Source organism: Dyadobacter sp. OTU695 (genome assembly GCF_038440355.1).
In the GTDB taxonomy this organism is placed as follows: Bacteria; Bacteroidota; Bacteroidia; order Cytophagales; family Spirosomataceae; genus Dyadobacter.
The window spans coordinates 268,771-294,219 of the sequence record NZ_JASATN010000005.1 but is presented as its reverse complement, the minus strand read 5'-3'; the positions used below and the strand labels follow the sequence as shown (position 1 = coordinate 294,219).

Genomic DNA, 25,449 nt, shown 5'->3' with positions numbered 1-25,449 from the left:
TTTTTCTCACGAAATATTGAGTTATCGGTAGAATTAGTTTGCAATGGCCGGATTAACCTGAGATGAAATCCACGTTTCGGAGCCCATGGCGCAGCTAGTCCGCTGTGAATTTTGCTTCTTATTTTATTTATAGTTTTTCTACAAATAAATCTGTAAATTAAAGCGAAGATCACCCTCAATATCAGTGTTATGGAAACGAAACCCGCTTATCAGGGAACCCCGGGCCATGCTGGCGTCGGCATGCTCCTGGTTTGCCTATTACTGTTCGGCACCACCCGGACCATGGCACAGACTATCGTGCCCTATCAATCGAATTGGAAATACCTGCAAGACGGAGTTGTGCAATCGGGAAATACCTGGGCCACTGCTGGTTTTAACGACGCTGGCTGGCTAAGCGGAAACGCGCCCTTCGGGTTCGGAAGCAATTCAGGCTATTCCTATAATACCACACTTCAGCGCGGACCCAACAACACGACGCCGAACCATCCGGTATTTTATTTTCGAAAGAGCTTTCAGGTCAGTAGTACATCGACGTATGCCGGTTTACGGTTACGCGCTACGCTCGACGACGGCATTGTGATTTATATCGGCGGTGTGGAGGTGGCCCGCAAGAACATGACGCCTTCCCAGGGTGGCTATGCCGGTACGCCCGTAGGTACTCCGTTGCTTGAGATCGATACCGTGTTTTCGGTAAACCGGATTCAGAACGGTACCAATGTCATAGCCGTCGAACTGCACCAAACGGGGCAAACCAGCTCCGATATTTATTTCGATTTGCAGCTGGAAGGCCAGCCGGTAGCGCCGCCGGTATCGTTGTTCCGCTATCCCTACCTGCAACTCGCTTCGCACAACCAAATGACGGTTTTCTGGTATACCAATGTAAAGAGTAATGCGGCTGTCCGGTACAGCACCAATCCCGATCTGGAAATATACCAGGAGGTCAGGTCGTCGGTGAACGACACATTGCACAGTATTACGCTTAAAAACCTCGCTCCGGATACCCAATACTATTATAGTGTAGGCTATTACAGCGTTAATGACTATCAGCAACTGCAATACAATCCATCCGTAAATTATTTCCGTACCCTGCACGACCCGGCCGATACGACCAAATCGCTGCGATTCTGGCTGCTGGGCGATTCCGGGGCGGGGCTGAGCATCAATCCGCGGCCCTACAAAGTGCGTGACGCCTACCTGGCCTATCTTGCCTCCAAAAACAATCCGAAGGTCGACGGCATACTCTTCCTGGGCGATAATTCCAACACATTCCCTTACGAGGGACTTCAGAAGGCATTGGATACGACGCTGTTCAAATTTTACAATAGGCCGGCCGACAAGCAGCTGCTCTCGCGCATACCCTCCTGGACAGTCCTCGGCAACCATGATTACGATCCGGATTTGGCCTACAAGAACAAAAACGGAAAGACGATCAAGCTGAAAAAAGGGTATCAAAACCAGACAGCCGGGAGCTTTTCGGCTTTCGCGTACCCGGATAGTGCGCAGATCGGCGGGGAGCCGACGTATAATAAAAAGGGGTATTATTCTTTTAATCAGGGGAATGTCCATTTTGTCGTTTTAAACCCGCCATTGGTTGAATCCCAAAATGTGAGCGAAAACTGGGAGCGGGAATCTACCACCTCGGGTTATTATGACCTGTTCAGTAAAAACTCCATCGCCATGGACGATTCCACCAATTCGCCCATTGATTCCCTGCCGCAGGTTAAATGGCTGGTCAAAGATCTTACAAAGAATAAGCAAAAGTGGACCGTGGTAAGCTTTCACCTGCCTCCATTTACTACGATAGGCCATTTCCTGACTGAAAATGATTTGAAGCGGGTGCAGGAGAAACTGCTGCCGATTTTGGAAAAGCCGGAATACCACGTCGATGCGCTGGTGGTGTCGCACTCGCACGCCTACGAGCGGGCAGGCATGATCCGCAAGAAAGGCACGGAGGCGCGGACCGTGGATTATACGCAAACGGGCGGACAGGCGGGGAACGGCAACCTGGGGAGGTATCCCGCGACGCGTCCTTATGCCAAGGTCAACAGTGAAACAGCTTATACTTATATTCTTTCCGGTTCGGCGGGGCGCGGCTGGTATAATGTCAACAACGTTGCCGAATTTGATGGAGGGTATCCTCCTCCAAACAGTACAAAGGTACTGCACCCGAGTACGTCGGTTCCTCCGCTTGATAACCTGATGGGCGATAATACCACCGACTTTTACCATAAGGAAGGCGGATCGGTGGAGCTGCTGTTTCAGGAGAACCGGCTTGATGTGAAATTTATCAAGGAGTCGGATTTATCGTCAAAGTTTGCAGTGGCGGATTCTTTCGTGGTGATGAAGGATGTAAGCAAGAAAAAGACCTTCACGATTCAGAATGGCGGCGACGCGGTCAAGTTGACTGCTTCCTGGATCGGGAAATACAACTGGTACACCGCTCAGCAACCTGGTGTGCTGCTGGCATCCGGTGTCCGCGACCTTAGCATTGGCCCGGGCAGTTCGAGCACATTCTACGTTAGGGACGATAACGGTTACCTGGCCGATACCTTCATTGTGAACGTAACGAACCCCAAACCGATCAGCACCGGAGATACGCTGATCAAGTACCGCTCACAATGGCTCCTCCCGCTCATGGCCGGGATTATGAGTAAGGATATTAAACTTGAAAAGCAGTGCACTGCACCATGGACTTTCACGGGTCCTCCTTTCGAGCAGCCTGTCGAGGGCATCATCGGGCTGGGGCATACCGACGAAAAATACAAGCTCCCTAACAGTTTGATTGAAAGGGTGATAGTTCCTGCGGAAAGACTATGGTTCCGGAGAAGTTTTGTGCTGAACGGATCGTCGCAAACCTATGCCGGTTTCAAACTCACGCTGCTGCGAGACAAGAACCTTACGACCCGGAAATCCTATTCTACCAACCTGCATCTCCTGCTCGTTAACGGACAGGCAGCCGAGGTAACCGCCAGCACCACGGCGGATGCCGGTAATGGTCGGGAGACGGTTACCTACACATTGAGCAACCGCGGTTTTGTCTACGGGATCAACTACATACTGGTAAGCTATTACCTCACACCGCTTCAAGGGATGGTATATCCCATCGTTGCGGCAAACGACCCATTTACGTTCGACGCGCAGCTGATCAGCATGCCGCAGGCGCTGGCGCCGCCGCCGTCTACCACACAATTCAAACTGGGAGGAGTGGCTTTGAGCGGGCAGGTTTGTGCAGGCGATACTGTCAGCGTGGCGTTCGAAGCGTTTGGCAATGAATCGGGGTTTCCCGTTGTTTACGAAGCCAGGCTGGTGACTGCCACCGGCGACGTTCCTTTCGGAGAAGGGACGCAATCACCCATTCTGGCAAGGCTGCCCAGGGGACTGGCGGAGGGGAAATACAGGGTGAAAATTGCTACCAAAAATGCATTTATGGACGATCTGGAAGGTCCGGAAACGCTTGTCAAGGCATTGCCGACGGCTAGCATCCAGCCTGCCCCGGCAGTCACGGTCTGGAAAGGTGAGTTAGTCGCATTACCCGTCCGGTTTGCCGGTCCCGGGCCCTGGCATTATGTGGCGCCCGATGGGACTGAGGGTACGTCTGCAACGGCCGACACGTCCATTCAGGTGAAGGCGGGCATTGCCGGGCCTTACACACTCCGCTCGGTCAGCAACGGTTGTGGGGCAGGGGACGTGACCGGCGCTGTCGAGGTGGCGGTTAAAGAGCCTTTCCTGACCGTAGCAGATGTTTCACAATTGACATTTGCCCCATTGAAAACGGCACTGTGCGATGGCGATTCTCTTGCGGTAAGTTTTACCGTGATCGGCCCCGACCGCGCCAGGACCTACACAGGACAGCTTTCCGATGCCAATGGCAGCTTCGGCACCCCGGTAATGCTAGGCAACGGTGCGACCAGCCCGCTGCGCCTGCGCTTACCCGCCACGCTCGCCGAGGGAGACCATTACCGGATCCGGGTCGTGGCGGTGAATCCGGATGTCGATTTTACCTCCGGCCAATCCGATGCGCAGCCGGTCCGCAGCCGTGCGGAAGGGAACTTTACGCTGAGTAAGGTCGCCATTTTTGAAGGAGACGAGGTGCAGGTGAACCTGCTTTTGAAGGGTACTTTGCCCGCCTATTACTACCTGCGTTACGGGACCGATGCGTTGTTTGGAACGACGAGTCAACCCACCGTCGGCAAAGCGCTGAATTTGGGGCAAACCACGGTCTTTTCACTCGATTCGGTGCGGAATGTGTGCGGTTATGGCCTGGTCTCCGGGAATCGTACCGTCACGGTGAGCTTGCTCGTCGGCATTGATCCGCTCTCGGGCAATGGAATCTCGGCATATCCCAATCCGACAGCGGATCGGCTCATACTTCGTGGGAAGTCCTATTGGCGGGATCCTTTTCAGTGGCAAATTTATGGTGTAGATGGAAAGCTCTTTCAAAAAGGTATTGGCATCCCGTCGCCCGGTGCTTCCTATGAAATCGATACCCGGATGTTGCCGTCGGGACTTTACATTTTGAAACTGAATCGCGGCAAACAGGAGAACACGTGGAAAATCATCAAGAAATAGCTGTTTGACTTTGTTTTTTAATCCAGGTCTCCTCCATCACAGCAAGTGCATCAAAAACACGGGCATACAGGTAGTTTAAATCCTCTTCCGAGATACAATAGGGTGGTACGAAATAAAGGACATTCCCCAGGGGCCGCACCAATATGTGATGGTCGAGGAAAAAACGATGAAGGAATGTCTGAATGGAATTAAAATAGGAGGTAGCCTCTGCTGTTTTCCATTCGATAGCGAGTATAGTGCCGCATTGTCTTACTGTTAAACGGTTGGCATGGACTTCTGTTTGCCGGACAAATGCTTCGTGCTGCCTGCAAATTCGTTGAATGTTGCTTTGAGTGGAGTCGCTGAGCAGCAGGTCGAGACTAGCGAGTGCGGCACTGCACGCTACCGGATTGGCAGTAAACGAATGGCCGTGAAACAGGGCTTTCGATTTGTCGTCGGAATAAAAGGCATCATATATTTCCTGGGAGCAGGTCGTTAAACCGAGTGGCATGGTGCCACCGGTCAGCCCTTTGGAGAAACACATTACGTCGGCGGCGACGGTCAGATGGTTAGCTGCGAAAAGCTTGCCCGTGCGTCCAAAGCCTACAAAAATCTCATCCTGTACCAGTAAAACTTCCTTTGCCCGGCAGTATTCAAGCAATTCCGACAGTTCTTCTGCGCCGTGCATCAGCATGCCTGCCGCACCTTGTACCAGCGGCTCGTATACAAAGCAGGCTAATTCGTCCGCATGCCGGTCGATAATCTGTTTTAGTTCAAAAAGATTGTCGTTTGTCGGTACATCAACAAATATTACTTCGAACATGAAGTCCATAAAAGGCGCCGTCCATGCGCTCCTGCCGCTAACCGACATTGCCCCGAAAGTATCGCCGTGGTATCCGTTATGAAACGCGAGAATTTTGGTTTTTTGAATGCCCAGGTTTTGATGGTATTGAATACACATTTTCAGGGCAACCTCTACGGCCGTCGAGCCATTATCGGTATAAAAAACCTTCTGCTGGTTCCCGGGTAGCAGTGCCAATAGCCTCTCGGACAGATCGATAGCAGGCGGGTGGGTAAATCCTGCGAAGATTACCTGTTCCAGCGTCAATAGTTGCTCAGCTACTTTCTGCGCAATGTGCGGGTGCGCGTGACCGTGCAATGTAACCCACCAGGAAGAGGTAGCATCGATATACCGCGTGCCGTCGGCATCGAACAGGTAGGTTCCTTCACCTCTCACGATCGGTAGCATTGTCCCCGACTTCATCTGCGTGTAGGGATGCCAGTTAACCTGCCGGTCGCGCCTGATCAAATCTTGTTGGCTCATATTCAGAATGTTAATGCAGTGACTGCTTTGAAAATTTCACTTCTGTTTAAATGCTCAAATTCAGGTAATTCGACGACCGTCGCCCCAGCCGGGCAGTGTCTCAGGATAATATCCCTGGTAGCCGGGTTGAATGTGCCATTGAACACCAGATAGGCCAGGGAAATGTGGGCCGCCTTTAATGCTTGTATTGATAGCAAAGTGTGATTGATACAACCCAGGTAGTCACGCACGACCAAAACTGCCGGGAGTTGCAGCCGCTGTATCAGTTCGATTACAAAATTCTCGTCATTGATCGGCACGAACAGGCCACCAGCTCCTTCCACAATAAGCGGCCCTCCGGTTTTGGGTAATTCGAAATCAGACAGTTCCATACGCAAATTTTCCGCCTCCGCCGCCTGGTGCGGCGAGACGGCAAGCTGCAAACGATAACGTTCCGGATAAATCTTCAGGTGGCTGTCGATCAGCCCGGCAACTTCGATACTGTCGGATTGCGCAAGGCTTCCCGACTGAACGGGTTTCCAGTAACCGGCCTGAAAATGTTGCGCGAATACGGCCGAAACCACTGTTTTTCCAACACCGGTTCCGATGCCCGTTATAAAAAACCTATTTCCTGTATGCATAGTTTTCGATGATGCCACACAACGTATCTATTTCGTCAGGTGAGTTGAAAGCGTGAATGCTCACCCGCAGACGTTCGTCCCTGACTGTGGGCGGAAAGAGCGCATATGCGCGGATGCCGGCATTCGCCAGTGCCTGTGTCACTGCCCGCAACCCGCCCTCCTGCTGAAATTGAACCGATTGGATGGGGCTCGAATCCTGAGAGCGGCTGGATAGTCGATATTTCCTGAAATGGCGGATCCGTTCCTGTAATGTAACCGCCAACTGCTGATGGCGTTCCAGGTAGTCGTATGCCGCCGTAATGCTCACAAGCTGCACGCCAGGCATTCCGGTGGAGTAAATGAATGGGGCCGCAAAGTTGACCAGATATTTTTTCAGCAAATGGGTTCCGAGAACGGCGGCTCCCTGCACACCCATCGCCTTTCCGTAAGTCACCACCGTTGCGAGAATGTCCTGTTGCAACCCGGCGCGGTGTACCAAACCCTTGCCGAAGACACCGATTGCGTGGGCCTCGTCGACTATAACGCCCGCCTGGTACTTTTGGCCAAGCTCTGCAATGGCCGCCAGAGGGGCAAAATCACCGTCCATCGAATAGAGGCTTTCCACTGAGATAATGGCATTACCCCTGACTTTTTTCAGCAGGTCTTCGAGGTGGTTCAGGTCGTTGTGCCGGAACTTCCATTTCTGCGCCGTCGACATTTTGCAGCCATCGTGGATCGAACGATGAATGAGTTCGTCTACAATAATGGTGTCGTGCCTGCCGGCAATGCACGAGAACAGCGCAAGATTCGCCTTGTACCCCGATGGGAACAGCAACGCGTCCTCAACCTGATGTGCGCTGGCGATCAATTTCTCGGCCTCGGTTGCCACATCGGAATTGCCGCTGATCAGCCGCGAACCGGTCGAGCCGGTTAACAGCCTGGTATCACGCCCGATCGCTTCATAAATCGTTTGCTGAAACCCGATATCCCCAGCCAGGCCCAGGTAATCGTTGGAATAAAAGTCCAAACCCTCATTCGATAGCCTCAACTGCCGTAAATGTCCGGTTTCCCTCCGGATGGAAAGGGCATTATGCCAGCTCAGCTCTAAGCGGTTCACTTCTCTGAACGTTTTCCGTTATTTGTTTAAACCAATTGTTAAATAGCGCTTCTTCCGTTGCTTGCAAGCGGGAGGCGTGCGTCTGCCAGTCCGGATGAAGTATTTCCAGCATGGATATCATCTCTTTCAGGTGGCCTTCCTCTTCCAGTATGATGGATTTCACGGTTACTTTCGATTGCTGCTCGGTCAGTACGTCCTGGTAGGCCGGGTATAGCTCATCCGCACGCACTTCGATCAGGTAAGTGACATACAGATAGGCCGCGTACTTTAACTTGCGCCCCTCTAAACCGAACTGTTCTTTGAGATAGCGGGCGCATTGAATGTCCAGTTTGTGGAGGTACTGCCGGGTATGGACCGGCGCCAGTAGTTCGGAAAGGCTGTAATGCAATGGGGCATGCCCGTCGAGCTTCTGGATCTGCTTTTTAAGGTAGTAGGCGTGACGATGCTCTTCGGCGGCGTGTTTAAGTTGTGTAATATCAACCAGTTCCGGCTCCTCGCAGGCTGAGATTTTTCGGGCGCCCGCATTCTCTAAAAAAGAAAGCGTGTTAAGCCATTTTTTATGCAGCTCGTTTTGTTGAACTATCCTGGTCAGTATGTCTTTCATGATCTTTTCTAAATTCAGATCAAAGAAACGGCGTTCTGATCCGTGGAAAGGTACCAGCTTGTAAGATCGGGTGTAGTCCGGCCTATTTTTATCCCATTTCCAAAACGAACCGGATGTTTCTCTATATTTGCTATTATTTATAATGAGTCCAATTAAAATATAAACAAATGTTAAGATTTCTATTGCTATTAGTCCTTGTTTCCATCCGGGCGCTTGCCCAAACGGGGACGATCCGGGGCACGGTGACCACTTCGGACGGTAAGCCTGCCGAATTTGTAAATATTGTTCTGGAAAAAACGGCCAGGGCCGCCGTTGTGAACGAGGCTGGTCAGTACACGATCCACAAAGTTGCTCCCGGAACTTACACGGTCATAGCGAGTTTTACAGGGCTGATCGCACAGAAGAGCACGGTAACGGTAGCGGCCGGGGAGACCAGTTCAGTTGATTTTACGCTTGTTGAAGACAACCGGCAGTTGCAGGAGGTCGTGGTACGGGATGATAGCCGGTTGACGAACAAGGAAACCGAATATGTGGCGCGGATGCCCTTGAAAAACCTGGAAAACCCGCAGGTTTACAACGTGGTAGGCAAGGACCTGATAAAGGAGCAACAGATGACCGACATTAAGGATGTGTTCCGGGCCGCGGCAGGAGTTGCCCCAACGGAATACGTGACGGGCAGTTTTGCCGTCGTGTTCCGGGGGTTCACAAACTTCGATTATGCCAGGAACGGAATGGCGACCTCGGTTTACAGGACGGGTACCGAAATCGCGAATCTGGAACGGGTGGAGTTGATCAAAGGTCCGTCCGGCACGCTTTTCGGTTCGCAGGTATCCACTTTCGGCGGAGCTATGAATTTGGTCACCAAGAAACCATATGCCGGGTTTGGCGGCGAGGTATCTTACAGTATGGGCAGTTTTAACCTGAGCAGAGCGACGGTCGACATTAATACGCCGCTAAACAAGGATAGGACGGTGCTGTTGCGGTTCAACGCCGTGAATCATCAGCAAAACAGCTCCAACGAATACGGTAAAAACAGAAGGTATGTCATTACTCCGAGCCTTTTTTACCAGGCGAGCGAACGGCTTTCGTTCCTTTTTGATTTTGAATATTTTAAAAGCAATGCCACCAGGCTGGCCTACACGCTTCTTTTCGCCGATGTGGTACCATTCAAATCCGCCAAAGATATCCGGCTGGGTTTTAAAAAGTCGTTTTTCGAAAACGATTTGCTCAGCGATGCGGAAGCGACAAAGTATTTTGGACAGGCCAAATATCAGATCAGCAAAACCTGGACTTCCACCACAGGCGTATCCTACGTGAATGAATTTTTGAATAACAGCTACCAGCCTTACGTGCAGTGGATCAGCGCGGATACTGCTATGACCAGCATCAGGCTTTTCGGGCCAAGGGAAAGAACTTACGCCAACATTCAACAGAATTTCAACGGGAGTTTCAACACAGGACGGTTTCATCATAACCTGTTGATCGGGGCGAGCTACGAATACAATGACGAAACGCTGACTTACCGTGCATTGGCCCTCGATAAAATCAATGTCAACACGCCTTTTAAGAAAGTGAGCCTGAGCAGGGTGAACAGCATTCTGGCAAATCCTTCAACGACCGCTTCGCATGATGCGTACGGCGGAAATGCTTTCGGGGTATATGTTTCCGACGTCATCAACTGGACCGATCGTTTATCGACCATGCTGAGCCTGCGTTATGACCGTTTCGAGCAGACTTACGAGGGCGGTTTTGTTCAACCGTCGCTTTCTCCAAAGCTGGGCGTGGTTTATCAGGTCGTAAAAGACCAGGTGTCGTTGTTCGGGAATTTTATGAATGGTTTCCGGAATCAGGGGCCGGTTGAGCAGCCGAACGGGAGTCTGTTCAAACCCAAGCCGGTATTTGCCAATCAATTGGAAGGAGGAGTAAAGGCTGAACTCCCGGGGAATAAACTGGGCGGCAGCGTGAGCTATTATTACATTGGTATTGACAATGCGTTGCGTACCGATGACGCCCAATATAGTTTTCAGGACGGACAGCAGGTAAGCAAAGGCGTAGAAGTCGAGCTGACAGCGAACCCGGTGCCCGGCCTGAATATCGTAGCCGGGTATGGCTTCAATGAAAACAAATTCATTAAGGCGGACGCATATGAAGGCAAGTTCCAAACACAGGCCCCGCAGCATATCGCCAATTACTGGATGAGCTATCGCTTGCCTTTTCCGACGCTCAGGGGAGTTGGATTGGGTTTCGGAGGAAATTATGTAAGTGAGTCGTATTTGAATTCCAGCAATACTTACACCATCCCGGCTTATCATACGATGAATGCTACCGCTTTCTATCAAAAGGAAAAATGGAAGCTAGGCCTGAAACTTAATAATATAACTGACGTGGAATATTGGGACTCGGTGGGAAACCCACAATTTACCAGAAACTTTGTGGCTAGTTTTTCTTTCAAATTCTAAATCTGTTTAAATCTATAGTCCTGGTTATAATTAAAAGCCGGCAGTTTCCCTGGCAGCGGGAATCACTGCCGGCTTTTAATTGTGGTTTTCGGCCCGCACACCGTTTATGTAACCTTTCGGCTCGCTACGGCCGCTTTGGCTAATGAATTCTTTCTACAATTTTTCCCTACGAATTGTGTAGATTTTTGCTGACTTTCGGTTGTGATATATCCATGAGGCATTGGATCATTTGGATGAATTGTACAAAACGCATGATGCTTTTGTATTCCCCGGTATCATTGTCAAGATAAATCGATCTTAAAGCGATGAACAACCCATCCCACCAGCTTTTCCCCTCTTTTTCATGTAGGATTATTCTGATTTACCTGGTGCTCACAGGGGGCTTGACGGGATGCCGGAAATCGGAAAAAAGCGAGCGTCATGTGCAATTGAAAGTATGGATCGATAGCCTCGACCGGCATTCGCGCGAAATGGGTATCCCCAGGGCCATCGCCAGGCTCGACTCGTTCATGGCTGTGCAGGACGAAAAAAACGTCCATGACAGCATCCTCTACTACAAGTTCATGAAGGTGCTAAGCCATCGCGATTCCACCCTGGAACACAATGCGCTTATGTATACCGATAGCCTGCTCGGGCTATTCGAGCCCGCACATGTCCGCCTGGAAAACCCAATTGATTATTCGAAGGCATTGCTTTTAAAAGGAGATGATTTACTTAAACAAAAAGAATATTATCTGGCTTATCGCAACTATTATAAGGGCAAATCTTTTTTGACATCGATTGGTGAAATTTGTGAATGCGCACGATACAGCAGCCGGATCGCTACTATTTCTTTTAAGGAAGAAAACTATTACCAGGCTATTGAATATTGGAAGCAGGAATTGAAAGAACTGGCGGAATGTCGTGACCCGGAGAACTTTCAACTGGAATTTATTGAGAAACAGGGAAGTTTTCGGAATATTGGCATTGCCTACCTGCATTTGAACGAACCGGAAAAGGCACTTGATTATTTTAATCAGGCGAGCCGGTTCATCCGGCAGAATGCGCTCCGGTTTCCACGCGAGCAAAATTTTATCCGTTTTGCACGGATTGTTATTTTAAGAAATCAGGCGGAAGCTTATGCCTTGAAAGGAGACAACTTGACCGCCGAAAAACTGATCAAGAAATGCCTTGAACACGATCCTAATATCGATTGGTCTGTGGATGTGGAGCGGGAATCCCGTCAGATATTGACGCAGATTTATATCGATACCCACCGGTACGACCAGGCCCAGGCCGAGCTGGACACCCTGAGGCGATTGCCCGGTACGGCAAACACCGCGGCGGCCAAATACAATTCCTTTCAGCGAATGCAGGCTTCTATTCTCTACGGACAGGGGAAATATCAGGAGGCCGGGAAATTGCTGCTGGCCGAACTTGAAACGGAGCGCATGGCGAAACTGCAAAGGAATATCGCGACCAATAGTAATGTCGGGCGGCTTTTGCAACAGGTGCAGCGGGAGCATGAAATAGAATTGGCCGCAGGGAAGGACGCACAGCAAGACCTGATCCTCCGATTTTCGATACTGATTTCTCTGGCTATGGTCGTGATTGTTTACCTGATCTGGCGAAACGCCCGGAAAAAAGCGCTGAACCTGCGTGCCGTAACAAAATTGAATGGGGAGATCACGCAGCGCAATATTGCTCTTCAGGATACCGTCAATGCCTTGGAGCAATCCGAAATCGAGAAGGAAAAGATGTTGCGAATCGTGGCGCATGATTTGCGGAACCCGATCGCCGCGATGATCTCCGGCTCCGATGTCCTCTTCTGGGACCAGCCCCCGTCCGAAGAGCAGGCCATGATCATCGAGGCTATTCAGCAATCGGGACAGCTCGCATTCGGACTGATCGGCCAGATATTACAGTCGGATACCGATCGGAAAAAGATCAGCAAGAACGAGGAGGACCTGGCCGAAATCGTGCAGTCGTGCATTGATATGCTAAGTTACAAGGGCAAGGAAAAGAGGCAGACGATTTACTACGATTACGAGAAAGCGATGGTGGCCGTCGACCGGGAAAAGATCTGGCGTGTTTTTTGCAATTTGCTGAGCAATGCCGTGAAATTTTCCCCACAGGAAAGTGCGATCAACGTGAATCTGAAAAAACGCTCGAACCAGACCCTGCTGAGCGTCCAGGACCATGGAATTGGTATTCCCGAAGATCTCAAAGGGCAGATTTTTCATCCTACCAACGATGCAAGGAGAACAGGGACCGCCGGGGAACAATCCTACGGGATCGGACTTTCCATTTGCAAACAAATTGTTGAAGCGCACGGAGGCAAGATCTGGTTTGAGTCCGCGAGCGGCGCCGGAACGACGTTTTTTGTGGAATTGCCTGACTGATTGAAAAATCTTCACCGCCAACCGAAATTTTTTCGGCCTGGCTGTCCCCATTGACGAATGCCGGTCGTCATCTGCCCAAAATCATAATCAACCATATGAAAAGGGCATTGCATATTACTTCAAGCGCGCGGGGAGGCCAGTCGTACAGCCGGGGCCTCAGCACGGCCATTGTTAACAAGCTGGTCACCCGGAATGAGGTCGGCGTCGTGGTGGAACGGGACCTGACAAAATCGCCGCCGCCGTTTCTGGACAAAACACTGATCGGGGAATTCTACAAACATGCCGGGACAAACGACGAGAAGGGCAGTCAGCTGCTGGCCTATTCCAACGCCGTTTTCAATGAGATGAACGAGGCAGATATCATCGTCATCAGCACACCGATGTACAACCTGGGCATGTCCGCCCTGTTGAAAGGCTGGCTCGATCAGCTGGTGCGCGTGGGGCTCACCTATAAATTCAACGAAGACGGTTCCAGATCGGGGTGCCTTACGGGGAAGAAAGTATATTTGGCCATCGCATCAGGCGGGAAACTGGCATTCTGGCCGGAAGGTTACGAGTTTATCGAATCCCATATAAAGGCGGTTTTCAGTACTTATGCAGGCATTACCGATATTTCGACATACAGGGTTGAAGGGACGGCCATGCCGGGAGTTAATGTTAATTACGAAGAAATTATACAAAGCCTTTAATGACAGAATATGAAAGAGTTCATGCTGATTTTCAGGATAAAGGATATCGAAGACTTTAAGCCGACGCCCGAGCAAATACAGGAACGCCTGAACTGGCTTGCCGGCATTGCCGCGCAAAACAAGCTGGTCGACCAGGGTAACTCGCTCTCGCCATTTACCGGAAGCGCGAAAACCGTCCGGTCCGGCAACGACGTAACTGACGGGCCATATACGGAGATCAAGGAGTTCATTGTCGGTTATATCATTGTAAGGGCCGAAACCATCGATGAAGCTGTGGAAATGGCTAAGGAAAACACGATTTTCAAGCTTGGCGGAAATGTGGAGGTCAGGGAAGTTATAAAGCATAAACTGCATTGAACGGACAACAATTCAGGAATAACAGCCTGCTGGCTGAGCTTTTCAGGCAGGAATACCCGAAGATGACGGCCGTACTGTGCCGTCGGTTCGGGTTAGAGCATATGGAAATCGCGGAAGACATGATAAGCGACGCGTTTCTCAAGGCATCCGAACATTGGGCCGTCAACGGCGTGCCGGAGAACCCGGCCGCCTGGCTCTATACCGTTGCCAAAAACAAGGCCAGGGACCATCTCAAACACGTTTCGCTTTTTGAAACCCGGGTCGCCGGCAATATCAAACCCGAGGAAGGGGAGAACGAGCCGGATTTTGGATTCGGGAGCGGCTACATGGAGGACAGTCAACTGGCGATGATCTTTGCTGTGTGCGATCCCGATAATTCGGCCGAGGGCCAGATTTGCCTTGCACTCCAGATTCTTTGCGGTTTCAGCGTCGAAGAGATTGCCAATGCATTTCTGACAGGCCTGGAAACGATCAGAAAGCGCTTGTACCGCGCCAAAACCCGGCTTCGCGACAGTGGTTTTCAGATCAGGACATTAAGTGCGGCCAGCATGCAGGCACGGCTGGATACCGTGTTGAAAACAATTTATCTGCTGTTCAATGAAGGGTATTTTTCCAAAACCAATGACCAGCTGATCCGGAATGAGCTTTGTGCCGAAGCGATGAAACTCGCCGTGATCCTGACAGACAACCCCTTGACGGATACCGCGCAAACCAAAGCCCTGTTGGCCCTGATGTGCTATCAGGCTTCGCGCCTCGACGCACGCACCGCAGGCACAGGCGAAATGATCCTTTTTGAGGAGCAGGACCAAAATCTTTGGAACCAGGAGCTTATCGAAAAGGGTAATTACTACCTTGTAAATGCCTGCCAGGATAAGCAGGTATCCAGGTATCACCTCGAAGCGGCGATTGCCTACTGGCACGCGCACCCGGCCGCCCCTGATCGATGGCAGCATATATTGAAACTATATAATCAGCTCATTCTCATTGAATACTCGCCCATAGCGGCCTTGAACAGGGCTTTCGCTTTGGCGAAAGTATACGGTCATGAGAAAGCGATACTGGAAACCGAAAAGCTGAAACTGGTCGATAATGATCAGTATCACAAGCTATTAGGGTATCTCTATGAATATGTCGATGCGGGCAAAGCGATTGATCATTATCGCCGTGCCTTACAACTCACCGGGGCCAGCCCGGCAAGGCTGGTTCTGGAAAGAAAAATAGAGCGGCTAACTGGCATTTAACAAATATCAACCGGCGCCCCGGGCGGTTTAAGCAAGCCAGCCGGGACAGATGGTCGTCCGCCCAAGATCGGATGCATTACCGTTTAATAATGCTTTCCTCCCTTCTTAAAAAAATAATATTCCTTCAAGGGTAGGTTATGAAGCTATTTGCTTTTCATATAGAATTACTTCGAAGTAGCTTTTTTTAAGCACCCCACTAAATTCCTTCCGGATTGCTTTTTCAGTTAACCCATGCATTTGCATTGGCTTGGAAATGTATTGCCTACCTGTTTCACAAAAATTATCATCATGGACGAAAAACAGTTAAGAAAATCTTTCATTGATCCTGTTCTGGAATGGGCCAGGGCGAATCAGAAGCACAAAGAGGTCCGCTTGAAAGGGCTCGTCAACGCAGTGACGGACGGCGGCCCGGCGGCCGGCGCTCCGGCGGAAATGCCGTTTGTGGTTCCCATGCAGTTTACCGGCAAGGACTACATTACCATGCTGCTGCACGTGGACGCCGAAATAGAACACGGGTTAATGCTGCAATACCTGTATGCGGCATACAGCATTGGCGGGCCTCGTATTCAGGAAAAGTATAAGGAACGGGTGCATAACTGGAAAAATATCATCCTCGGGATTGCCAAGGAGGAAATGGGTCACTTTATTTCCGTGCAGAATGTGTTGAAGATCATCGGTGCGCCGCTCAATTTCGGGCGTGAAAGCTATCCCTGGGACGTACCGTTTTACCCGTTTCCTTTTACACTGGAGAAGTTTACCCTCCGGTCGCTGGCAAAGTACGTATATGCCGAAGCGCCAGCGGAGTGGCTCAGCAGCGACAATCCTACCGCCATAGAAATCAATAAAACCGTGCACGCACAGGCATCGGACCCGCATACGGTGGGCGCCTTGTTCAAGGTGCTGCTGCAACTGATCCAGGATCCGGATGTGATCTCAGACGACGCATTTCAGCCGGGAACTTATCCTTACCAGGCCAAATTCGATGAATGGGGACGCGGCTATACCGGTGGAGACAGGGGAAGCGCCAGTGGCGGCAAGTTTACCAAAAGCCCCGATGTGCTGGTTGCCCCGCTGCTGTCCCGCGATGATGCCTACAATGCCCTTGAACAGATCTCAGAGCAGGGTGAAGGCGACACGCTCGATTCGGATACCCCATCGCATTTCGAGCATTTTCTGTTTATATATGAGGAGTTTAAGGCGATATTGGAAGAATCGGGCGGCGATTTTGATCCCTCCTACAATGTCGCTACCAATCCCTATGCGGGCGATCCCGATGATGCTGGTACGGCATCCAACGAGCCGGCAGATGAAATGGAACAAAACGAGATTACCAGCGAAGAAGGTATTTTGTGGGCCGACCTCTTCGATACCCGTTACAGATTGCTGCTCAACTTCCTCAATCACAGTTTTCTGCTGGACAATGGGAACAATAACGTCGGCTCATTCACGCCGCGCGGCTTGATCATCAACTCTACTTTCGGCGAGATGTATAATCTCAGGAGCCTGGCTACCATTCTTGTGCAAACACCGCTCGGAAAGGGAAGCACGCTGATGGCCGGTCCGCCATTCACATCGCCTTACAGCTTCGATCTTCCTTTCGGCGAGCACAACCGCTGGCGCCTGCACCGCGACCTGCTCGATGCCTCGGGTAAACTGATAGTCAGCCTGAAAGCACTGAAATCGCAACCGCACAGCCAGTACCTGAATGCTTTGCAGGAAATAGACCGCAAGCTACTGGATGCCATTGCCCAGCTTATGCAGGCCGAGCTGGCCTGATTCCTTCAATACATCAAAGCCAAAAACCATTGCCGGATATGAAAATTCTAGCATTAAGAATACTTCCGCCCATCGCGATCGGGCGCCTGGGCGAGTCGGACAAGCCGATGGCCGCGTACGGTCTCGAATTATCCAAAGAAAAGCCCCTTGATTTCCGGAAAATCGTACCGGAGCAAAGTTTTGAAGTGCATCCGTCGACGGGAGAAATTACGGCCTATCGTCCGGAACGAATAGCGTTCAAAGACGCCGAAAACCTGGAAGACAAAGCCGGAAAGGCGCATCCCGTCGCACCGTTTCTCGAAGTGTTCGCCATTACCGACGAGACGCCCGACAAGCTGGTCCCGCTTACGGTCGACCTGCTCAAAAAGGCTGGCCACGACCTGGAAGATATCAGTTGGGACGTGCGGTTGGGTAATATCAAGATATTCAGAAGGACCAATGACGAAGGGGACAAGATGTACGCCAACCTGGACGACATCCGATCCCACGAGCTGAAACCGCTGCTTGGGGAATGCCGTAATTTCATCGACGGTAAAACACTCCCGCTTGGCTACGTTCAGTTCATCAGGCCGACTCCCGAATTTCCCGAGATACGGTTCAGGTTCACGCCGGCCGCCGGGAAGGTATACGGTTCCAGCCTTACGAGATTCAATAACGGGAAGGAGGAAATAGATCCGGTATTTGCCAGCAGGCGCGAGGACCCTATTTTATATGATGTGAAGAAAGGGAAATGGCATGGCTATTCCGAAACGAGTACGCCCAACCCGCTTTATACCAATCCGGCGCAGATATTTGCCGGGTACGCGGATAAAAATGGTAATCAGGTAAGCTGGGGCTACCTCGATGATGAATGCGACGGGTTCGTGACGGTGAAGCTCTCCGGGCCGGTGGGTACGATATTGTCGGCCAATGCGCATATCAGCGCAGGCCCGCCCGCTTACGCGCCCGACACCCTGCCCATCCGCGTCGTATCCGACGAACTGGAACAAATTCTGCTCGGTACCGACATTGAAGGCGAAGTTACGATTGACGAAGCCGAGGAAATCATTCGCCGGGCGTTCGAAACGATCCGTCTGATGAATACCGCCATTATGAACGGAAATGCTTACGAAGGCAAACTGAACGTAGCCAGCACGATGGTCAGGCAGAACACGAACGACTTCGGGCGCCTCTATGAGCCGATCATGGCGACGTCCCTGGTGGACAATATGGCCTTGCAGGTATTGCACGAACGCGTTTTTACAGGCCTTAGTACCGGAGCCTCGCCCTGGTTCGGAGATCTGCTCCGTAAGCCCGAGGAGATCGGCGACCTTTCGGCCAAGGCCCTTCGGAAAATGCCTGCATTGATGCGCGGGGCAGATGGCCGGTCGCTTACATTCACCTCCCGGCAGATCAATATGGTGATCAAAGCCGCGGCCAGATCGCTGATGCCCGGGGTGGACCCGGCCCATGTTTCGGAGGATGCGCCACTGGCTCCTTCCAACCTCACCGCACAGCTGCATTATCGTGGAAAGGGGAACCCGGTGAGCGTTTTGCCGCGTACAGCAATATCCAACTGTTTTCCCGGCCTTGAATTCGATTTCAGGAATCTGTGGCGGAGGGCGTTCCAGGGGATTGTACTGATCGAGAACAACAATTACGTGATAGATGCAGAGGATGCCTTTAAGCATTTGATCCATCACCGCCTGGTGGCTATCGATGGCAAACCTACGATGGTAGCAACGTCCGGGCCGGTGTTTCCCGATGGCGACAGCGTACCCCTGCGCACGGAAGCAAATCCGAATGGCGTGTCGTTTATGGAGTGGTCCAATTCGATGGTGAATGTCCTGCAAAAGCAGGGACAGCAGGTCGCATGCTATTTTACGGCCGAACCCAGCAAGCTGGAAGTGGTCGTCGATCTGAAAAAACTCGATGATCCTGCGCTATATACCAAAGTAATGCTGACGGTCAATAAAGTTTTCGAAGGCGACAGCGCCGCACTTTCGGACGAGATCATTAAACCGGGCGAACTCACGCAGGGACTTTGCGCTCCCTGGCAGAACGACTACCGCGAATGCGCCTGCTACTACTGGGCAGCCAGCCGGCCCGACTACGTCAATGTGGTTGCGGACGAAAAGGGCCTGAGCACCGGCGATAGCTGGATGGCCAAAAAACGGAGCGGCAAATATATTCCCGACGACCGGGTGAATACCAGGCTGCTATCCTATGACGATCTGTTCATCAACTGGCAGGGCGAGCTCAACTTTATCGTAGAAGGGAAAGATGCACTTAACAGCTGAAATGGAGCCGGCTGTGATGGTTTCACGGCTGGCCGGAACGATCGCCGGGCAATCTCGTCCGCATTCGCCGTCTGCCCACCTGGTCAGAGGGGGCGGGCAGACGCAGCTGTTCATTCCAAACGGAAGCCGCCTTTACGCGGTGACAGGGGAGGTCGAACAACGCATAGCGAAGGCAATGGAAGACGGTGATGAAGCCGGATTGCAAAATTTGCTCGTAAAATACGGCCTTTCGGCCCCCGACTACGTGGATGCCGCGCCGCTGGAAAGCCCCAGGTTGTATGCGCTCTCGTTGGCTATCGCTCAAAAATGCAATATGGGCTGCACCTATTGCTATGCCGATCAGGGAAGTTTTGGAGGGCAGGCCAAAAGCATGTCGCTGGAAACAGCGTTGAAGGCCATAGATTTACTGATGGATGAATGCCCGGAGGGAGAAAAAGTACAGCTGACGTTTCTGGGCGGGGAACCGCTCGCAAACCGGAAAGCGCTTACGGAGGCAACGGCATATGCCGTTTCGAAAGCTGGAAAAAAGAAAATCAATGTCGGCTTTTCGATCACCACCAACGGCACGATGGTTACCGCGGCCGATGCCCGGTTTTTTGAGGAATATGGCTTCGCTGTGACAATTAGTCTCGATGGTATCGGAAAAAGCCACGACCTGCAACGCCCTATGAAAGGAGGGAAGGGAAGTTTTGATTTAATTATGAAAAACCTGGGGCCGCTGCTGGCTATGCAGGAAAAAATGCAGGTTTCGGCCCGTGTTACCGTCACCCCGCGTAATCTCGATTTGCCCGTTATGCTCGATGAATTCATTGAAATGGGCTTTCACAGCGTGGGATTTTCGCCTCTACTGAGGTCGATGAACGGCCGGGATGAAATGGGAAAGGAAGAGCTTTCTGTTTTGTTGGAAAATATGATTGCCTGCGGGCTGAATTTTGAAAAGAACGTCCTGGCTGGCAAGCGATACCCCTTTCTGAATATGGTAAATGCCCTGAAGGAGATTTCCAAAGGCACGCACAGGCCGTATCCCTGCGGGGCCGGCGCGGGCTACATGGGCGTTTCAGCCGACGAGGAGCTATTTGCCTGCCATCGGTTCGTGAATGAGGAAGAGGGGAAAATGGGCGATCTGACCAACGGCGTCGATGCGACTTTGCAGGATAACTGGCTGTCGTCGCGCCATGTGGCCAATCAAAACCCGTGCACGCAATGCTGGGCCCGTTACCTCTGCGGAGGCGGGTGCCATCACGAGGTGATCGCCAAAGGAAGACTCGCGTGCGACTACATTCGCTCGTGGCTGCATTACACGATACAGGCCCATGAAAGGCTGGCACGTCTGAAACCCGGTTGGCATTCCTAAATTTTTATGGTTCAGAATTTTGAGATCGTCATCATGGGTGCCGGCCCCGCCGGGCTGACAGCCGCCATTCGTCTTTTGGAAATGGGACATGCTGTGGCGCTTATCGAGCAGGAACAGTTTCCGCGCCCGCAGATCGGAGAATCACTTTCCCCGGGAGTACGGCACATTTTTGATTATCTGGGAGCGGGTGAGCTATTGCAAGACGCCCGCTACCTGCATGATATACCGGCACGGATCGCGTGGAGCGAGGGGGAGCCTGTGCTGCTGGAAGCCGGGCAACGAGGCGCCGGGTGGATGGTCGACAGGGCGCATCTGGATGCGCAAATGCTGGCGCTGGCAGTCAGGATGGGGCTGCATACTTTCCAGCCCGCCAGAATGGTAGCCTCGTCGTTCCACGATGATCGATATGAATTGAAAATACAGTCGGCTGCCGGTAATCTGATAATTACCAGCAATGTGGTTTTGGACGGCCGGGGACGAAATGGCGCGCATTCCCGCGAGCGTGTTGAACTGGCCCCGGCGTCGGTCGGGATCTGGACGCACGTAGCTTCCCATACAATGCCGCCCGCGGCCCGACCCCACGAAGCCCGTATCGAAACGGTGCAGGAGGGGTGGATCTGGGGCGCTCCTGTCCCGGGGAACCGGTATCGGGTCATGGCCTTCACGGACGCGGATTTGATCAAAGAAAAAGGACCGGCAAAATCCCTGCAACTGATGCTCTCCCAGGCGCGGCTGTTCGGCGCTCCGCAGACCGGCCGGGAGTCGGACATAAAAAGTTGCGTGGTCAACGCTTATGTGCATACGACCCCGTGGCATCAGCAGTTCATAAAGATCGGTGAGGCCGCGTTTACACTCGATCCGCTATCCTCAACGGGAGTGGAAGCCGCGATGCGCTTTTCTTTGCAAACTGCTATTGCCGTCCATACGATGCTTTCTGATGGGGACCCGGCTGTGGCCAGGGCATTCTATGAAAGTAAGCTTGCCGACGCGGTAGCCACCCATTGCCGCTGGACTTCCGATTATTATGAACGATCAGCCCAATCGGAGGCACAATCCTCATTTTGGAAAAAAAGAAAAAACTTTGGAATGGATGAAATAGCCGTTCCAAATGCATTTATCGGGATGGTGAAGCAACGGGCAAGCCGGGAGGCTCCCGTGCATCGGGCAGCAGAAGCTCCCGCCGTGCCCATCGAGCCGCTTATCGGGTTTCTTTGGAATAAACCTGTTCGCCTGTCGTCCCGGCTTACGTACAGTACCGAGTTCGCCGTCACCGGCGATCGCGTTGAAATAAGGCAAGCCCTCGTACACCCGAACCTTGCCAGGCCGACGGTTTATGTGAACCATATCGAGCTTCCGCCGCTCCTCAATACATTACCTGAAGGCGTAACCTATGGCGCCGCCATTGAAAACTGGTGCCGTCATTTCGCATACGCCGATATTAAAAAGATATTCGGTTTTCTGTGGGCCGCGGAAGTGTTTGAATAGTGCCTCAAATCTCTCATTTGTTCTGGAAACCGTGCACGGCAAGCTTCTGCTTTGCAGAACCGTGGCGAATGAACAGGGTACCCTTGTACTCCGTCATTCCCTCGTCGACCCGTCTGGCTTCTTTCACAGCGAGCGTGACGTTATAATCCGTCGCGGAAAAATACATATCGAATCCTTTGGTGCTTCTGACGGTCATCGTGTGGCTCAGGAAGATACTTTTATCCCCGTCTACCAAAACAGCTTTCTTCAGAGGGTCTGCCGAAAAAATGTAATGCTTTTCCGAAAGCGGTACCTGCCTCAGCGAAAAGAAATAACCGGCATCTCCATGATTGGGGCGATTAGCGACGGACGAGACCAGACGGCCCCCGTTGGTTTGCCAGACGTCGGTGGCCGGCGTCAGGAAGCTCGCAATGGCAAGCCAGAATGGTAGTGTGCCCATAAGTAGCTGATGGAAAAGTGTTTAAACTAAAAGTGGAGAATTGGTAAGACTATTTTTGTTACAAAAATCGTACCGCGGGACAGAAGTGGGGTCGTTTCCGCAATTCGAGAGATTTTTTTGTATTTAATGATTTTTATCTTTCACTTTACCGCCGAGAAATATCCAGGATGGGTGGCGAATCCCCACAAGGTGGGCTGGGTTGAGTCTCGGCAGAAGATATGCAAGACTTTTCAGGTATCCCGGGCAGGTAATGCATCCGGGATACTTTATTTTTTAGAAACTTTGCTCAGAATTACCTTTTAAAAACAGCCCTTAATCAATTAAATACCTTTTATGAAATACCTCTTTTTAGCAGTTAGCCTTCTCAGTTTCACCACCCAGGCACAAACAAACCCCGATCCCGTAGCCGGCAGCGACTGGCTTATCAAAGCCGAACCCGCAAAAGCACGCATCGAACAATCACCCGACGGTAGCGATATCGTCATTTCTAACGGCCTGGTTAAAAGGGCTTTCCGGCTCAAACCCGATCTGGCTTGCATTGAATACAAGAACCTGACCAACGGGCAGCAGTTGCTCCGTGCTGTGAAACCCGAGGCGAGAATAATACTGAACGGCGTCGGCTACAATGTGGGAGGTTTGTACGGGCAGAAAGAGAATGCGTACCTGTTGCCACAATGGATAGACCAACTGAAAGTGTCCGACAGCGCCTTTCATTATATTGATCACAAAATCTCGAAAATTGAACCTTACCTGCAATGGAAGACCACCATGTGGGCAGGAAGCAGGAAAAACGCGACCGGAAGTGAAGTAACGTTCCGTTTCGCCTCTTCGCTTCCCGCGCTCAAGGGCGTGGATGTATATGTGCATTACGCGATCTTTGACGGCATCCCGTTGGTATCCAAATGGGTAACCGTTGAAAATAAAAGCGGGAATGACGTTACGATCGATCAGGTCGTGAACGAGATACTGGCCGTGACCGAGGAGGAGAGCGCGGTAGTGGGCAAGCCGGAGGAAATGGCAAAGCCTAATGGTTTGTATATTGAAAATAACTTCGCTTTCAACAATGCGATGCGTTATCCGCTCAGCGATCAGGCGACGCACTGGAAGGTGGATAAAAGCTACACTTCCCAGGTAAACTATGATTACCAAACGCCCTGCCTGCTCGAAGTACACCCGAAAGTAGCCATGGGGACCCGTCTCAAAGCGGGCGAAAAACTGGAATCGATCCGTACCTATGAGCTGCTGATGGACAGCTACGACCGCGAACGAAAAGGGATGGCGGTCCGTAAAATGTACCGGACTATCGCCCCCTGGACGACGGTCAACCCGATTTTTATGCACCTGGTCAGCAAAAACGACGAACAGGTACGGACCGCCATCGATCAATGCGCGGCGACAGGTTATGAGGCATTGATCCTCAGCTTCGGAAGCCATTGCAACATGGAGGATGTTTCGCCCGAAAACCTCAAAAAATGGAAAGACCTGGCCGACTATGCCCACAGCAAAAAGGTGCTGATCGGCAGCTATTCGCTTTTCAGCTCGCGGAAGATCAGCGAGGAGGACGATGTCATTAACCCTAAAACAGGTAAAACCGGCGGTGCATTCTTTGGCAATGCGCCCTGCCTGGGCAGTAAATGGGGACTGGCCTACGTGGAAAAGCTTAAAAAATTCATGAGCTACACGGGGTTCAACATTTTTGAAAATGACGGGCCTTATCCGGGCGATGTCTGCGCCTCTACCTCGCACCCGGGGCATGACGGGCTGGCCGACTCGCAATGGAAGCAAATGGCGATGCAAAAAAGCCTTTATCACTGGTGCAGCGAAAACGGCATTTATGTCAATGCCCCCGACTGGTATTTCCTCGACGGGACCAATAAAGTAGCGCTCGGTTACCGGGAGGTGAATTTCTCCCTCTCGCGCGATCAGCAGAAGATACTGAACCGGCAAAATATCTACGATGCGAGCTGGAACGAAACGCCGTCGATGGTATGGGGCTTTGTGCCGCTTACCAAATACCAGGGCGGGGGGCCAGAGGCGGTACTCGAACCGCTGTCGGAGCACCTGGATGCCTACGAGCAGCTCATGATGCAATATTATGGCGCCGGGGTACAGGCATGCTACCGCGGCCCGCGCCTGTACGATACCGACGAGACGAAAAAAACGGTGAGTAACGTGATCAGCTGGTATAAAAAGTATCGCGACATTCTCAATTCGGACATTGTCCACCTCCGCCGTGCCGACGGCCGCGATTGGGACGGTATTATGCACGTCAACCCCGAATTGCCAGTGAAAGGATTGGTGATGCTGTACAATCCGACAGGGCAGAAAATGGTCAGGAATATCAAGCTGCCATTGTATTACACGGGTAAAGACCAGTCGGTAAAGATCCGGGTAAAAGAAGGGACGGCGCAATCCTACAAAATCGGCCGGAACTACGAGGTCGACTACAAAGTGGAAATACCTGCGGATAGTTACACCTGGCTGGTAGTGGAGTAGGAGTCGCCAGCCGCTGGCAGCAACAAAACAAAAGAGACAGGTCCGCCGGTGTGTGGACTTGTCTCTTTTGTTTTTTAAAAGTATAGTATAGTACAGGTATGCCATTCTTTAAAGAGTACTTCCCTAAAAGTGTCTAAATGATACTTATTAATAACCAATTGGTCTAAATACACCTCGCCGCTCCGGTCTGGTCTGCCCGAAAAAATATTTTTATTCAAAATAGTATAGAATAGTATAGGTTAGTGAAAAATTGTGTTCTTTTGATAAAAAATTAGACGTTAGGTTGTGTCGGGCGGCATCC

The 25,449-nt window shown here is 51.5% G+C and carries 16 protein-coding genes; 11 read left to right on the top strand and 5 right to left on the bottom strand.

From position 1 onward, the window contains the following. The first annotated feature begins 189 nt into the window (after positions 1–189). Complete coding sequence (locus AAHB90_RS12770) at positions 190–4,569, top strand: metallophosphoesterase (protein WP_342085533.1); 4,380 nt, start codon at positions 190–192, stop codon at positions 4,567–4,569. Here AAHB90_RS12770 and bioA read toward each other — a convergent pair. The 4 genes from bioA to AAHB90_RS12750 are packed head-to-tail and all read right to left on the bottom strand — an operon-like array spanning position 4,559 to position 8,192. Continuing rightward, the gene (gene bioA, locus AAHB90_RS12765; RefSeq protein ID WP_342085532.1) at positions 4,559–5,872 is read right to left on the bottom strand and encodes an adenosylmethionine--8-amino-7-oxononanoate transaminase; all 1,314 of its coding nucleotides are present in this window, start codon (positions 5,870–5,872) and stop codon (positions 4,559–4,561) included. The genes AAHB90_RS12770 and bioA overlap by 11 nt on opposite strands. A gap of 2 nt (positions 5,873–5,874) precedes the next feature. Then, a complete protein-coding gene (gene bioD / locus AAHB90_RS12760) occupies positions 5,875–6,492 on the bottom strand; it encodes a dethiobiotin synthase (protein WP_342085530.1) in 618 nt (205 codons plus the stop codon). Further along, positions 6,476–7,588 carry an aminotransferase class I/II-fold pyridoxal phosphate-dependent enzyme gene (locus tag AAHB90_RS12755; protein WP_342085529.1) on the bottom strand — a complete coding sequence of 371 codons (1,113 nt, stop codon included), beginning with the start codon at positions 7,586–7,588 and terminating at the stop codon, positions 6,476–6,478. The genes bioD and AAHB90_RS12755 overlap by 17 nt, the downstream gene beginning before the upstream one ends. After that, the gene (locus AAHB90_RS12750; RefSeq protein WP_342085528.1) at positions 7,560–8,192 is read right to left on the bottom strand and encodes a hypothetical protein; all 633 of its coding nucleotides are present in this window, start codon (positions 8,190–8,192) and stop codon (positions 7,560–7,562) included. The genes AAHB90_RS12755 and AAHB90_RS12750 overlap by 29 nt, the downstream gene beginning before the upstream one ends. A 167-nt stretch (positions 8,193–8,359) precedes the next feature. On the opposite strand from AAHB90_RS12750, the gene AAHB90_RS12745 reads away from it, so the two are divergent. From AAHB90_RS12745 to qhpG, 9 genes are all read left to right on the top strand, one after another. Continuing rightward, positions 8,360–10,651 carry a TonB-dependent receptor gene (locus AAHB90_RS12745; protein WP_342085527.1) on the top strand — a complete coding sequence of 764 codons (2,292 nt, stop codon included), beginning with the start codon at positions 8,360–8,362 and terminating at the stop codon, positions 10,649–10,651. A gap of 305 nt (positions 10,652–10,956) precedes the next feature. Beyond that, positions 10,957–13,032: an ATP-binding protein gene (locus tag AAHB90_RS12740; protein WP_342085526.1), complete on the top strand. Its 2,076-nt coding sequence runs from the start codon at positions 10,957–10,959 to the stop codon at positions 13,030–13,032. A gap of 95 nt (positions 13,033–13,127) precedes the next feature. After that, complete coding sequence (locus AAHB90_RS12735; RefSeq protein WP_342085525.1) at positions 13,128–13,721, top strand: FMN-dependent NADH-azoreductase; 594 nt, start codon at positions 13,128–13,130, stop codon at positions 13,719–13,721. A 9-nt stretch (positions 13,722–13,730) separates the two neighbouring features. Beyond that, entirely contained in the window at positions 13,731–14,078 is a 348-nt protein-coding gene (locus AAHB90_RS12730; protein WP_342085524.1) for a YciI family protein, read from the top strand. Continuing rightward, entirely contained in the window at positions 14,075–15,319 is a 1,245-nt protein-coding gene (locus AAHB90_RS12725) for an RNA polymerase sigma factor (RefSeq protein WP_342085523.1), read from the top strand. Before AAHB90_RS12730 ends, AAHB90_RS12725 begins: the two co-directional genes overlap by 4 nt. 288 nt (positions 15,320–15,607) lie before the next feature. Next, positions 15,608–17,095, top strand: coding sequence for a ferritin-like domain-containing protein (locus AAHB90_RS12720; RefSeq protein ID WP_342085522.1), 1,488 nt, complete (start codon positions 15,608–15,610; stop codon positions 17,093–17,095). A gap of 38 nt (positions 17,096–17,133) precedes the next feature. After that, positions 17,134–19,374, top strand: a complete 2,241-nt coding sequence (locus tag AAHB90_RS12715) for a hypothetical protein (RefSeq protein WP_342085521.1) — start codon at positions 17,134–17,136, stop codon at positions 19,372–19,374. Beyond that, positions 19,358–20,728 (top strand): radical SAM/SPASM domain-containing protein, encoded by a 1,371-nt coding sequence (locus AAHB90_RS12710; protein ID WP_342085520.1) that lies wholly within the window; start codon positions 19,358–19,360, stop codon positions 20,726–20,728. Before AAHB90_RS12715 ends, AAHB90_RS12710 begins: the two co-directional genes overlap by 17 nt. Positions 20,729–20,734: 6 nt before the next feature. Beyond that, positions 20,735–22,213: a flavin-dependent monooxygenase QhpG gene (qhpG, locus tag AAHB90_RS12705; protein ID WP_342085519.1), complete on the top strand. Its 1,479-nt coding sequence runs from the start codon at positions 20,735–20,737 to the stop codon at positions 22,211–22,213. A gap of 13 nt (positions 22,214–22,226) precedes the next feature. Here the strand turns inward: qhpG and AAHB90_RS12700 are convergent, their stop codons facing one another. Further along, a complete protein-coding gene (locus AAHB90_RS12700) occupies positions 22,227–22,652 on the bottom strand; it encodes a hypothetical protein (RefSeq protein ID WP_342085518.1) in 426 nt (141 codons plus the stop codon). A gap of 333 nt (positions 22,653–22,985) precedes the next feature. Between AAHB90_RS12700 and AAHB90_RS12695 the strand changes: the two genes are divergently transcribed. Next, positions 22,986–25,148, top strand: coding sequence for an alpha-galactosidase (locus AAHB90_RS12695; RefSeq protein ID WP_342085517.1), 2,163 nt, complete (start codon positions 22,986–22,988; stop codon positions 25,146–25,148). Positions 25,149–25,449 lie beyond the last annotated feature (301 nt).

Excerpts from the sequence above, each read along its gene's own strand:
- AAHB90_RS12770 (WP_342085533.1), top strand. The coding sequence starts at position 190 with ATGGAAACGAAACCCGCTTATCAGGGAACCCCGGGCCATGCTGGCGTC.
- bioA (WP_342085532.1), bottom strand. The coding sequence starts at position 5,872 with ATGAGCCAACAAGATTTGATCAGGCGCGACCGGCAGGTTAACTGGCAT.
- bioD (WP_342085530.1), bottom strand. The coding sequence starts at position 6,492 with ATGCATACAGGAAATAGGTTTTTTATAACGGGCATCGGAACCGGTGTT.
- AAHB90_RS12750 (WP_342085528.1), bottom strand. The coding sequence starts at position 8,192 with ATGAAAGACATACTGACCAGGATAGTTCAACAAAACGAGCTGCATAAA.
- AAHB90_RS12745 (WP_342085527.1), top strand. The coding sequence starts at position 8,360 with ATGTTAAGATTTCTATTGCTATTAGTCCTTGTTTCCATCCGGGCGCTT.
- AAHB90_RS12740 (WP_342085526.1), top strand. The coding sequence starts at position 10,957 with ATGAACAACCCATCCCACCAGCTTTTCCCCTCTTTTTCATGTAGGATT.
- AAHB90_RS12735 (WP_342085525.1), top strand. The coding sequence starts at position 13,128 with ATGAAAAGGGCATTGCATATTACTTCAAGCGCGCGGGGAGGCCAGTCG.
- AAHB90_RS12730 (WP_342085524.1), top strand. The coding sequence starts at position 13,731 with ATGAAAGAGTTCATGCTGATTTTCAGGATAAAGGATATCGAAGACTTT.
- AAHB90_RS12720 (WP_342085522.1), top strand. The coding sequence starts at position 15,608 with ATGGACGAAAAACAGTTAAGAAAATCTTTCATTGATCCTGTTCTGGAA.
- AAHB90_RS12715 (WP_342085521.1), top strand. The coding sequence starts at position 17,134 with ATGAAAATTCTAGCATTAAGAATACTTCCGCCCATCGCGATCGGGCGC.
- AAHB90_RS12710 (WP_342085520.1), top strand. The coding sequence starts at position 19,358 with ATGCACTTAACAGCTGAAATGGAGCCGGCTGTGATGGTTTCACGGCTG.
- qhpG (WP_342085519.1), top strand. The coding sequence starts at position 20,735 with ATGGTTCAGAATTTTGAGATCGTCATCATGGGTGCCGGCCCCGCCGGG.
- AAHB90_RS12700 (WP_342085518.1), bottom strand. The coding sequence starts at position 22,652 with ATGGGCACACTACCATTCTGGCTTGCCATTGCGAGCTTCCTGACGCCG.
- AAHB90_RS12695 (WP_342085517.1), top strand. The coding sequence starts at position 22,986 with ATGAAATACCTCTTTTTAGCAGTTAGCCTTCTCAGTTTCACCACCCAG.